The organism is Kitasatospora sp. NPDC058243 (genome assembly GCF_042882025.1).
Taxonomy (GTDB): Bacteria; Actinomycetota; Actinomycetes; order Streptomycetales; family Streptomycetaceae; genus Kitasatospora.
Window position 1 is genome coordinate 58,142 of the sequence record NZ_JBHVWW010000002.1, and the last position, 11,809, is coordinate 69,950.

Annotated in this window: 8 protein-coding genes; 4 read left to right on the forward strand and 4 right to left on the reverse strand. The window is 71.2% G+C overall.

Annotated features, from left to right (window positions below; genetic code table 11):
* Positions 1-35 precede the first annotated feature (35 nt).
* Together sdhA and ACFVX9_RS01975 are read left to right on the forward strand one after the other, a co-directional pair.
* A complete protein-coding gene (gene sdhA / locus ACFVX9_RS01970; RefSeq protein ID WP_063349041.1) occupies positions 36-1,778 on the forward strand; it encodes a succinate dehydrogenase flavoprotein subunit in 1,743 nt (580 codons plus the stop codon).
* Entirely contained in the window at positions 1,778-2,551 is a 774-nt protein-coding gene (locus ACFVX9_RS01975) for a succinate dehydrogenase iron-sulfur subunit (RefSeq protein ID WP_063349040.1), read from the forward strand. The genes sdhA and ACFVX9_RS01975 overlap by 1 nt, the downstream gene beginning before the upstream one ends.
* A 66-nt stretch (positions 2,552-2,617) precedes the next feature.
* Here ACFVX9_RS01975 and ACFVX9_RS01980 read toward each other — a convergent pair whose 3' ends face one another.
* A complete protein-coding gene (locus ACFVX9_RS01980) occupies positions 2,618-4,231 on the reverse strand; it encodes a hypothetical protein (RefSeq protein ID WP_387979958.1) in 1,614 nt (537 codons plus the stop codon).
* Positions 4,232-4,322: 91 nt separating this feature from the next.
* Positions 4,323-4,580, reverse strand: a complete 258-nt coding sequence (locus ACFVX9_RS01985; protein WP_387979960.1) for an SCO4848 family membrane protein — start codon at positions 4,578-4,580, stop codon at positions 4,323-4,325.
* 142 nt (positions 4,581-4,722) lie between these two features.
* Between ACFVX9_RS01985 and ACFVX9_RS01990 the strand changes: the two genes are divergently transcribed.
* Positions 4,723-5,934, forward strand: coding sequence for a D-alanyl-D-alanine carboxypeptidase family protein (locus ACFVX9_RS01990; protein WP_380487054.1), 1,212 nt, complete (start codon positions 4,723-4,725; stop codon positions 5,932-5,934).
* Between the two features lie 22 nt (positions 5,935-5,956).
* Here the strand turns inward: ACFVX9_RS01990 and ACFVX9_RS01995 are convergent, their stop codons facing one another.
* Together ACFVX9_RS01995 and ACFVX9_RS02000 are read right to left on the reverse strand one after the other, a co-directional pair.
* A complete protein-coding gene (locus tag ACFVX9_RS01995; RefSeq protein WP_380370204.1) occupies positions 5,957-6,904 on the reverse strand; it encodes a YihY/virulence factor BrkB family protein in 948 nt (315 codons plus the stop codon).
* A gap of 54 nt (positions 6,905-6,958) precedes the next feature.
* Positions 6,959-7,957 (reverse strand): glycosyltransferase family 2 protein, encoded by a 999-nt coding sequence (locus ACFVX9_RS02000; RefSeq protein ID WP_380370201.1) that lies wholly within the window; start codon positions 7,955-7,957, stop codon positions 6,959-6,961.
* Positions 7,958-8,091: 134 nt separating this feature from the next.
* Here ACFVX9_RS02000 and ACFVX9_RS02005 point away from each other — a divergent pair, with 134 nt between their 5' ends.
* On the forward strand, positions 8,092-11,664 hold the full coding sequence (locus tag ACFVX9_RS02005; RefSeq protein ID WP_387979963.1) for a CDP-glycerol glycerophosphotransferase family protein: 3,573 nt from the start codon (positions 8,092-8,094) through the stop codon (positions 11,662-11,664).
* The last annotated feature ends 145 nt before the right edge of the window (positions 11,665-11,809 follow it).

Consider the following 11,809-nt stretch of genomic DNA (forward strand, 5'->3'; position numbering starts at 1 on the left):
CAATCGGCAGAGGCCAGAGGCGAGTTAGAACCCCCATGCAGATTCACCAGTACGACACCGTCATCGTCGGCGCCGGCGGCGCCGGCATGCGCGCGGCCATCGAGTCGACGCAGCGCACCCGCACCGCCGTCCTGACCAAGCTCTACCCCACCCGGTCCCACACCGGCGCGGCCCAGGGCGGCATGTGCGCCGCCCTCGCCAACGTCGAGGAGGACAACTGGGAGTGGCACACCTTCGACACGGTCAAGGGTGGTGACTACCTGGTCGACCAGGACGCCGCCGAGATCATGTGCAAGGAAGCCATCGACGCCGTCCTCGACCTGGAGAAGATGGGCCTGCCCTTCTCCCGCACCGAGCAGGGCCGGATCGACCAGCGCCGCTTCGGCGGGCACTCCCGCAACCACGGTGAGGCCCCCGTCCGCCGCTCCTGCTACGCGGCCGACCGCACCGGTCACATGATCCTCCAGACGCTGTTCCAGAACTGCGTCAAGCACGGCGTCGAGTTCTTCAACGAGTTCTACGTCCTCGACCTGCTGATCAACGAGGGCAAGACGGCCGGCGTCGTCGCCTACGAGCTGGCCACCGGCGAGATCCACGTCTTCCAGGCCAAGTCCGTCGTGTTCGCCTCCGGCGGCACCGGCAAGTTCTTCAAGGTCTCCTCCAACGCCCACACCCTCACCGGTGACGGTCAGGCCCTGGTGTACCGCCGCGGCCTGCCGCTGGAGGACATGGAGTTCTTCCAGTTCCACCCGACCGGCATCTGGCGCATGGGCATCCTGCTCACCGAGGGCGCCCGCGGCGAGGGCGGCATCCTGCGCAACAAGGACGGCGAGCGCTTCATGGAGCGCTACGCCCCCGTCATGAAGGACCTCGCGTCCCGTGACGTCTGCTCCCGCGCGATCTACACCGAGATCCGCGAAGGCCGCGGCTGCGGTCCGGACGGCGACCACGTCTACCTGGACCTGACCCACCTGCCGCCGGAGCAGCTGGACGCCAAGCTCCCGGACATCACCGAGTTCGCCCGCACCTACCTCGGCATCGAGCCCTACACGGACCCGATCCCGATCCAGCCCACCGCGCACTACGCCATGGGCGGCATCCCGACCAACGTCGAGGGTGAGGTGCTGCGCAACAACACCGACGTCGTCCCGGGCCTGTACGCGGCCGGCGAGGTCGCCTGCGTGTCCGTGCACGGCGCCAACCGCCTGGGCACCAACTCGCTGCTGGACATCAACGTGTTCGGCCGTCGCGCGGGCATCGCCGCCGCCGACTACGCCAACGTGCACGAGTTCGTCGAGCTGCCCGAGAACCCGGCCGAGAAGGTCCAGGCCCTGGTCGACGGCCTGCGCGAGGCCGCCGGCACCGAGTCCGTGGCGCAGATCCGCAAGGAGCTGCAGGAGACCATGGACGCCAACGCGATGGTGTACCGCACCGGCGCCACCCTGAAGCAGGCGGTCGAGGACATCGCCGCGCTGAAGGAGCGCTACAAGAACGTCTCGATCCAGGACAAGGGCTTCCGGTACAACACGGACCTGCTGGAGGCCGTCGAGCTGGGCAACCTGCTCGACCTGGCCGAGGTGCTGGCCGTCTCCGCGCTGGCCCGCGAGGAGTCGCGCGGCGGCCACTACCGCGAGGACTTCCCGACCCGTGACGACGTGAAGTTCATGCAGCACACCATGGCGTACCAGGAGGTGGCCGCCGACGGCAGCACCTCCATCCGCCTCGACTACAAGCCGGTCGTCACGACCCGCTACCAGCCGATGGAGCGTAAGTACTGATGAGCACTCCTACCGTGGAGAAGCACTCGGCCGCTCTGGACGCGGTCGAGGCGGGCGGCGTCGAGCTGATCACCGTCACCTTCCGGATCCGCCGGTTCAACCCGGAGGAGCACCCGGACCCGGTGTGGGTCGACTACCAGCTGACGCTCGACCCGAAGGAGCGCGTCCTGGACGCGCTCAACAAGATCAAGTGGGAGCAGGACGGCACCCTCACCTACCGCCGTTCCTGCGCGCACGGCATCTGCGGCTCCGACGCCATGCGGATCAACGGCCGCAACCGGCTGGCGTGCAAGACCCTGATCAAGGACGTCGACCCGGAGAAGCCGATCACGATCGAGGCCATCAAGGGCCTCACGGTCCTCAAGGACCTGGTCGTGGACATGGACCCGTTCTTCCAGGCGTACAAGGACGTCATGCCGTTCCTCATCACCAAGGGGAACGACCCGACCCGCGAGCGCCTGCAGTCCGCCGAGGACCGCGAGCGCTTCGACGACACCACCAAGTGCATCCTGTGCGCCGCGTGCACGTCGTCCTGCCCGGTGTTCTGGAACGACGGCCAGTACTTCGGCCCGGCCGCGATCGTGAACGCGCACCGCTTCATCTTCGACTCGCGCGACGAGGGCGCCGAGCAGCGCCTGGAGATCCTCAACGACCGTGAGGGCGTGTGGCGCTGCCGCACCACCTTCAACTGCTCCGAGGCCTGCCCGCGTGGCATCGAGGTCACCAAGGCGATCCAGGAAGTGAAGCGGGCGCTGGTCACCCGCCGCTTCTGATCTCCGCCTGACACGGCGAAGGCCCCCGCCCGATCGGATGATCGGACGGGGGCCTTCGCCATGGGCTCAGCGCAGCACGCCGAGGTCCTTCGGGGCGGACCAGCCGCTGAAGGTCACCAGGTGCCGGTCGGCGGTCACGGCCCACAGGTCCGGCGTGCCGTCCCCGTCACCGTCGCCCGAGCTGCCGAGGGTCGGGTAGGCGGCAGTGGTGAAGCCGGTGGCGACCACGTTCGCCTTCGGGTCCGCGAGCGCGGAGAAGTCGAAGGTGCCGTCGGCCTTCTTCGGGACCGGGTAGGCGTGCAGGTCACCGGTCGCCCGGTCGCGCGCCCACAGGGCGAGGTTGCCGGCGGCGTCCGGGCCGGGGGCGATCAGGTCGTAGCCGGCCCAGTCACCGGTGGTGGTGAGCTTGCGGACCTTCTGGGTGCCGAAGCTGAAGTTGCCGCCGGCATGCAGCCAGAGGTTGCCGCCCTCAAGGGTCACCAGCGACGGGGCGAAGCCGCCGGTCGCCGGACCGAACGCGACGAGCTGGTCCGCCTTCGACCAGTCGGAGGCGTAGTCGGCGGGGCACGCCGCGGCTGCCCCGGTGCCGTCCACGCAGCGGGTCGAACGCCCGGCACCCGTCCAGGTCTGGGAGAAGGAGCCGTAGTCGAAGTTCCGGTACTGGTAGAGGTAGCCGTCGCCCGGCTTGTGGACGAAGAGGTCGTCCGAGGACGGCGCGTGCTGGTTCGACCAGCCCAGGTGGGCCACCTGGAACGGCGCCCAGTTGCCGTCGTACGGCGCGTGGGCGCCCGTGATCACCGCATTCGGCGTCGTGTCGGACGCGTTCACGCCGAGGTACTGCAGGTTGCCCTGCGCGTCGGGCAGCAGGATGTCCGCGGTGCCGTCCCCGTCGACGTCGCCGAGGGCCTTCGGCGGGTTCGGGTTCGACGGGGCGTAGAAGGTGTAGGACGCCCCGCCGACGTTGCCCGCCTTGTCCGTCACCTGGACGTTGAGGATGTTGGTCCCCCAGTTCAGGACCTTGAGGCCGACCGTCACCGTGCCGTCGGCGCCCGGCTTGACGGCATCGGACGAGTCGCAGCCGCCGACGCCGAGGTAGCCGAAGCCGTACCGGACGCAGGCGACGCCGGAGGCCTGCCCGCCGGCCGGGGCCGGGTCGGCGGTCGTGAGGACGAAGGTCCCCTTCTGGCCCGCGTACTTGGTGGCGGTGCCGCTCGCCGGGAAGTCGGGCGAGGAGACCGTGGCGGTCGGGCTCGTGGTGTCCACCCGGAAGTGGCAGTCCGCCGACGGGGCGGAGGCCTGCTGGTCCTGCACGGCCCAGGCGTGCCATGCGTAGCCGTGCCCGTCCACCAGGCCGGGGACGGCGACCTTGGCCTGCTGGCCGTACGCCTGGGCCTCGCCGGTGAACACCGGGGCCTGGGCGCCCGTGGTCTCGTCCCAGACGCCGAACCGGGCACCGGTGCCGGTGACCTTGGCGTTGAGCGTCGGGCCGTTCGTGGTCCGTCCGACCCAGCTCGGGTCGGTGGTCGAGTCGCAGGCGTCGGCGCGGTACTCGCTGCCCTGGCTGGTGCCGAGGACGGCCGGCGCGGTGTCGGCGGCGAAGGCGCCGGGCGCGGTGAGCAGGCCGGCCGCGATCGCGGCCGCCGTCACCCCGCCGAGTCTGCGGGCATGCCGAAGTGTCATGGAGGTACCCCACCCCTTTGATCGAGAGATCTCGTTACGTGTACGAGCGGTGAGGATCTTTCCAGTGGGGACCGACAGCGGCAACGGAGATTCAGTCGGTAACCGGGGTGCGGCGGGTGGCGCGGAGGCCGCGCAGGCCGACGGCGCCGACGGCGATGCCGAGGAGGAAGGAGGTGACGGCGAGGAGGAGGTGGATCCAGAAGAAGGCGGTGGGCTGGGAGTGGTCGCCGTTGGTGAAGGCCTGGCCGCCGGAGTCCTTCCAGAGGTTCTTGACGAAGGTGGTCCAGATGATGATCGACCAGACGCCGAAGGCGGTCAGGAACCAGGAGGTGCGGCGGCTGAGCTTCATGGGGGTCCTCGTCGGGGGTGGGGAGGCGGGGTGCGTCCCCCAGTATGCGCGGACCGCCGATCGGCGTAGGGCGGGCCCCTCGTACGGAGGACCGGCCCGGTGTGGCGCACAGCGGATGCCCCGAAGTGGGTACGGTCTGCGCGTGTCCACACGTCGTCAGAAATTCGCGCATCTGTTCGTCACGACCGCCGCGGTCCTCCCGGCCCTGTTAGCCGCCCCGGGGGCGGTCGCCGCCCCGCAGGAGCCGCCCCCGGCCGCTTCCGCGGTCGGCGGCGAGCGGCTCGGGCGCTCCGGCGTCCAGGTCTCGCCGCTGGCCGGAGCCCCGGCCCTGCCGAGGGACCTCACCGGCGAGTCCTGGATAGTCTCCGACGCCACGTCGGGCGACGTGCTGGCGGCCAGCAACCCGCATCTGCGGCTCGCCCCGGCCAGCACCCTGAAGATCCTCTTCGCCGACACCGTGCTGCCCAAGTTCGACCGCAGCACGGTGCACAAGGTCGCCGACGAGGAGATCCTCGGGCTCGGTGAGGGCAGCAGCCTGGTCGGCATCAAGGAGAACCTGGAATACCGGGTCGAGGACCTGTGGCGCGGGGTGTTCCTGAGCTCGGGCAACGACGCCGTGCACGTCCTGGCGCACATGAACGGCGGCGTCGAGCAGACCGTCGTCGAGATGCAGTCCCGCGCCGACGCCCTCCAGGCCCGGGACACCCGGGTGATCTCCCCGGACGGCTACGACATGGACGGGCAGCTCTCCTCGGCCTACGACCTGTCGCTGTTCGCCCGGGCCGGCCTGCGCAACCCCGACTTCCGGATGTACTGCGCCACCCGGCAGGCGATGTTCCCGGGCGCGGTGGACAAGAACACCGGCCAGCGCGGCAGTTTCGGGATCGCCAACACGGACCGCCTGCTGGGCAAGTACCCCGGCCTGATCGGCGTGAAGAACGGTTTCACCACCAACGCCGGCTCGACCTTCGTCGGCGCCGCCGAACGCAACGGCCGCACCCTGCTGGTGACCGTGATGCACCCGGACAGCTACCAGAAGGTCTACGACGAGACCGCGGCCCTGCTGGACTGGGGCTTCGCGGCGGCCGGAAAGGTGCAGCCGGTCGGCAAGCTGGTCGACGAACTCCCGCCGGACGGCGAGCCGAGCGGCCAGGCCGGCGGCACCGCCGGCGCGCCCCCGCCGGACTCCACCCCCGCCACCCGGCCCGGCACCACCCCCACTGCCACCCCCGCCGCCGCCGAGGACGACGGGCTCGGCCTCGGCGGCTGGCTGGCCGTCGTGCTGGTGACGGCCGCGGCCGGCTACGGGGTGCTGGTCCTACGGCGCGGACGCCGCGGAGCGGCCGGCTGGTGACGGCCGGACGGACGGCCCGGCCTCAGGGTTCCTCCCGGGGCCGGGCCGCCGTCGTGTCCGCGGCCGCCTGCGCCTCGTCGGCCGCCGCCAGCAGCGCCCGGGCGTGCTCCCGGGTGCGCTCCCGGGCGGCCACCGGATCGGCCATCGCCGTCCAGGCCACGCAGTACATCAGCAGCCGGGAGACGAAGTTGATCCACAGCAGCAGCGCCACCGGCACGCCGAAGGCGCCGTACAGGCTCTTCCCGGCGACGGAGCCGAGGTAGGAGGCGAGCAGGACCTTCAGCAGCTCGAAGCCGACCGCGCCGATCAGCGCGCCCTGCAGCACGTCGCGCCGGCGCTGGCCGCGGATCCCGGGGAACGGCGCCAGCAGGTAGGCGAAGAGCAGCGTGTCGCACGCTATGGCGATGAGCACGCCGACCCCGGTCAGCAGGTAGCCGCTGCGCAGGCCGGTCCAGTCGGCGATCCGCCCGGCCAGCGTCGTCCCGGCGGTGGAGGCGCCCACCGAGATCAGCGACACCACGCCGAGGCCGCCCAGCACCGCGCAGTCCCAGGCCTTGCGCAGCACCACGTTGGTGTCGTCGTCGGGCAGCTGCCAGACGTCCCGGATCGAGGTGCGCATGGTGTCCACCCAGCCGAGGCCGGAGACCAGCAGCAGCGCCCCGCTGACCAGCCCGACGGCGCCCGCGTTGGCCACCAGGGACGGCAGGTTGAGCGCCTGCGAGATGCCCGGCAGCTGGTCGGAGATGTGCTTCTGCAGGTCCGCCACCTGGCTGCTGCTGAGCGTCGAGACGGCGATCGCCAGGCCCACCGTGAGCAGCGGGAACAGGGCGAGGAAGCCGAAGAAGGTGACCGCACCGGCCAGCCGGTTGCCCCGGGCCGCGGAGAAGTACTCGTACACCCGGTACGGGCGGCTGCGCAGCACCCACGTGACGAGCGGGCCGACGACCGGGAGGCGGGTCAGGAAGTCCACCCGACCGGTTATACCGGTCCGTCCTCCGAATGGCCGTCAGGCTCGGCGCAGTCTCTAGCGTTTCACCAGGCGGCGGGCCCGGGCGAGGGCGCGGACGGCCTGGTAGGCGCCGTAGCGGCCGTGGCTGAGCAGTTCGGTGCGCACGCCGTCCACGCCGGGCGGCGGGCGGTAGCCGGCCGGCCGGAGCCGGGCGCAGTGGGCGGCGGCGCGGCGGAAGTACTCGCGGCGGTCGCCGGGCGGGATCCGGCCGGGCTTGGAGACGACGGTGTTGAGGTGGTGCAGCATCCGGCCGTAGACGACCGGGCGCCAGTGGTCGAGGTCGGGGCGGCGGTCCAGGAAGGCGAAGACCAGGTCGTACTGGGCGAAGACGTCGAAGTGCTTGCGGCTGGCGGTGGCCAGGATGTTGCCGCCCTCCTGGCGCTGGCGGTAGTGCACGCCGACCTCGTCGAGCAGGGTGATCCGGGCGGCGGCGAGCAGCGCCGGGTACGTCCAGGGGGTGTCCTCGTAGTAGCCGGCCGGGAAGACCAGCTGCTGGGCGGTGACGAAGTCGCGGCGGTAGGCCTTGTTCCAGACCACCTGGAGCAGGTCGAGCAGGTCGGGGCGGGCGGCGAGGTCGAAGACGTCCGGGGAGGCGGCGCCGAACACGTGGGCGGAGGCGGCCCGGGTGATCCGGCCGTCGGCGTAGGTGCGGGCGTAGTCGTAGACCAGGACGTCCGGGTCGCCGGTGGCGGCGAGCCGGTCGTCGACGCTCTTGAGCAGCTGGGGGGTGAGCGTGTCGTCGCTGTCGAGGAAGATCACGTAGTCCCCGGTGGCGGCCTCCAGGCCGGCGTTGCGGGCCCGGCCGAGGCCGACGTTCTCGGGCAGGTGCAGCACCCGGATCCGCGGGTCGGCGGCGGCGGCCTCGTCGAGCATCGGGCCGCAGCCGTCCGGGGAGCGGTCGTCCACCGCGATCAGTTCGAGGTCGGGGCCGCCCTGGCCGAGCACCGAGTCGAGACACTCGGCGAGGTAGTCCTGAACCTGGTACACGGGGACGATCACGCTGAAGCGGGGCACGGGCCCAGCGTAGTGGCCCCGAAGGGCCCCATGGCCCGGAGGTAGGATCGGTGCGCACGTACGCACCGATCCAAAGTGCGGTCAGGCCCTCAACGGGCTGCCACGCTCCTTCCCGAGAAAGGCCTGCGTAGCCGATGGCTCCCCGCCTCTCCATCGTCGTTCCGATCTACAACGTCGAGCGTTACCTGGTCGAATGCCTCGACTCGATCGCCGCCCAGACCTTCACGGACTTCGAGTGCGTCATGGTCGACGACGGTTCGAAGGACGACAGCGCGGCCCTCGCCGAGGCGTACGCGGCCAAGGACTCGCGGTTCCGCCTGGTCCGCCAGGTGAACAAGGGCCTCGGCGCGGCCCGCAACACCGGCATCCGGCACATCGACCCGGACGCCGAGTTCCTGTGCTTCGTCGACAGTGACGACTCGATGCCGCCGAGCGCGTACGAGTTGATGATCAACACCCTGGACGAGACCGGCTCGGACTTCGCCACCGGCAACGTGCTGCGGTTCCGCGCGGTGGGCTACTACCAGTCCGGCGGCCACTCGCGGCCGTTCAGGGAGACCAAGCTCAAGACGCACATCACCGAGGTCCCGGCGCTGGTCACCGACCGCACCGCGTGGAACAAGGTGTACCGCCGCTCCTTCTTCGACGCGGCCGGCATCCTCTACCCCGAGGGCATCCTGTACGAGGACGCGCCGGTCAGCGTGCCGCACCACTACCTCGCCAAGAGCGTGGACGTGCTCTGCGAGCCGATCTACCACTGGCGCGAGCGCGAGGTCGGCGAGATGTCGATCACCCAGATGCGCACCAACCCCAAGGGCCTGATCGACCGCGTCACCTCGGTCGAGCTGGTCCGCGGCTGGCTGCGCAAGCAGACCGATCCGCGCTTCGCCCAGTACCTGCGCTCCTACGACGAGAACACCCTCGTCGAGGAGATCCCGATGTTCTTCTGGTCCGTCGTGGACGGCGACAAGGAGTACCGGGACGCCTACATCAAGAACGTCAGCCGGCTGCTGCGGGCGATCGGCCCCGAGCAGGTCCGCAAGCTGCGGGCGCCGCTGCGGCTCAAGTACCACCTGACCCTCCAGGGCCGGATCGACGAGTTCGTCGAGCAGATCAAGTACGAGGGCGAGAGCAACGGCGGCGTCCAGGCCCGCGGTCTGCTGCGCCCGTACGCCGACTACCCGTTCCTGCGCGGCGGGCGCAAGAGCGTGCCGTCCGGCGTGCTCAAGCTGGACAACTCGCTGGTCATGCGCAGCCGGCTGTACGAGACGGCCTGGGTCGGCGGGCGGCTGCAGCTGACCGGGCACGCGTACCCGGAGCAGATGGGCGCGGCCGGCAAGCACGACATGGTCCGCACCCTGGTGCTGCGCGAGGCCAAGGGCCGCCGGGTGATCGCGGTGCCGATGAAGACCCAGTACAGCCCCGAGGCCACCGCCAGCTGCCACCACGACCTGTACAGCTGCGACTGGGCCGGCTTCACCGTCGGCGTCGACCCGAAGAAGCTCAAGCACCGCGGCCAGTGGAAGGACGGCAACTGGCGCGTCCTGGTGGCCGGCGCGGGCAAGGGCGGCGTCTACAAGGGCCGGGTCTGGGCCGGCTGGAGCGACACCGCGCAGTACATCCCGGCGCACTGGGTCGAGCCGGACGTGCGGATCGTGCCGTGGGTCCGGGACGGCTCCGTCTACCTGCGGGTGGAGACGGTCAAGGCCCGGGTGACCGGCCTGGCCTCGCACGGCGGCCGGGTCGAGGTGTCGGGCGCGGCCCGCTCCGGCTCCAGCTTCGCCGGGGCCCGGCTGCGGCTCACCCACGTCGAGTCCGACCGCGAGCTGGCCTTCCCGCTGGAGCTGGGCGCGCCGGTCGGCAGCCTGCAGCCGTTCAGCGTGTCCTTCCCGGTGGCCGAGCTGACCGCCCTCCGCGAGGCCTGGGCCGAGCTGGACCCGGTGGCCGCCGAGCGCGCCCGTGACCGCTGGGACACCGCGCTGGTCCTGGCCGACGGCAGCACCGTCCCGGTGACCTGGGACGACCGCAACGCCCCGGCGCAGCTGCACCTGCCGCTCAACCCGGACGCCCCGGTCGACCAGCGCCGGGCGCTCTACTCCAAGCCCTCCCCCAGCGGGTACCTGCAGTTCTCCGACCAGCTGCTGCAGCCGGTGGTGGACGAGGTCTCCGCCCGCGGCGCGGACGGCTTCCTGCTCAGCGGTTCGTTCCCGCTGTCCGGCGCGCACCGCTGGGAGCTGGTGGTCCGGCACGACTGGCGCGAGGAGGAGCACGTCTACCCGGTGGAGATCGCGGACGGACGGTTCCGGACCGCGCTGCCCGCCGTGCCGACGGCCTCCTTCGCCGGCCGGGTGCCGCTCGCCCAGGGCACCTGGAACGTCTTCTTCCGTCCGGTCGGCGCCGTGGCCGAGGAGCTTCCGAGCTCGTACGCGCTGATCTCGCCGGACTGCTTCGGCGCGATGCCGCTGGAGGTGGAGTCCCGGGGCAAGCGCATCGTGCTGGAGCGCCGCCACCACGACGGCCTCTCCCTGGAGTCGCACTCGGCGCTGCTGCCGGAGGAGCGCAGCGGCTACCGGCTGCGCCAGCTGCGGTTCGTCGACTACCCGAACGCCCGCCGGCACCCGGTGCGCGACACCGTGCTGTACAACGTCGGCCTCGGCGGCCTGTACGCCGACTCGCCGCGGGCGGTCCACGAGGAGCTGGTCCGCCGCGGCCTGCCGCTGGAGCACCTGTGGGGCAGTGACGACCTCCAGGCCGATCTGCCGCAGTCGGCGAGCGCGATCCGGCTGTGGAGCCCGGAGTGGTTCGAGGCGCTGGCCACCGCCAAGTACATCGTCACCAGCACCCACCTGCCCGACTTCTTCGTCCGCCGCCCCGGCCAGGTGGTCCTGCAGACCTGGCACGGCAGCCCGCTGAAGCAGATCGGCCTCGATTTCGAGAAGGTCTGGTTCACGGATGCGAACTACCTGAAGGGCCTCGCCCGGGAGGTTCCGAGCTGGAGTCTGCTGGCGGCCGGCAACAGCTGGTCGGCCCCGATCCTGCGACGCGCGTTCGATTACAAGGGCGAGATTCTCGAAAGCGGTTCGCCGAAGAACGACCTGCTCTTCGCGGCCGACCGGGAGAAGACCGCCGAGCAGGTGCGCGAAAGGCTCGGCCTGCCCGAGGGCAAGAAGGTCGTGCTCTACGCGCCGACCTGGCGCGAGGACCGGCGTCGGCCGAACGGCGGGTACCAGCTGGACCTGCGGCTCGACCTGGCGGCGGCCAAGGCCGCGCTCGGCGACGACCAGGTGCTGCTGGTGCGCCGGCACAGCATGATGTGCGGTCAGATCCCGGGCGCCGGCAACGGCTACATCTGGGACGTCGGCAGCTACCCCGACATGGCGGAGCTGCTGCTGATCGCCGACGTGCTGATCACCGACTACTCGGCCAGCGTGTTCGACTTCGCCGCGACCGGCAAGCCGATCCTGTTCTTCACCTACGACCTGGAGCACTACCGCGACAACCTGCGCGGCTTCAGCCTGAACTTCGAGGCGGAGGCGCCCGGCCCGCTGCTGGCCACCTCCGAGGAACTGGTCGACGCGCTCGGCCGGGTCGGCGAGGTCGCGGCCGAGTACGCCGACAAGGCCGCCGCGTTCCGCACGGCGTACTGCGACCTGGACGACGGCAAGGCCTCCGCCCGGGTGGTCGACGCGATGCTCCGCGCGGAGTAGTGCCGAGCAGCACCGAGTAACACGGGGCGGCCCGCAGCACCCCCGAGAGCCCCACCGAGGCGGGCGAAGCGGAACACGGTTGGGGCCCCCCCCCTCTCCCTGGAACCCCCCCCCAACCCCCCCCCCCTTTCCCCCCCCCCCCCCC

What these genes read in the sequence shown, in the direction of transcription:
- sdhA (WP_063349041.1), top strand. Translation starts at nt 36, where the DNA reads ATGCAGATTCACCAGTACGACACCGTCATCGTCGGCGCCGGCGGCGCC.
- ACFVX9_RS01975 (WP_063349040.1), top strand. Translation starts at nt 1,778, where the DNA reads ATGAGCACTCCTACCGTGGAGAAGCACTCGGCCGCTCTGGACGCGGTC.
- ACFVX9_RS01980 (WP_387979958.1), bottom strand. Translation starts at nt 4,231, where the DNA reads ATGACACTTCGGCATGCCCGCAGACTCGGCGGGGTGACGGCGGCCGCG.
- ACFVX9_RS01985 (WP_387979960.1), bottom strand. Translation starts at nt 4,580, where the DNA reads ATGAAGCTCAGCCGCCGCACCTCCTGGTTCCTGACCGCCTTCGGCGTC.
- ACFVX9_RS02005 (WP_387979963.1), top strand. Translation starts at nt 8,092, where the DNA reads ATGGCTCCCCGCCTCTCCATCGTCGTTCCGATCTACAACGTCGAGCGT.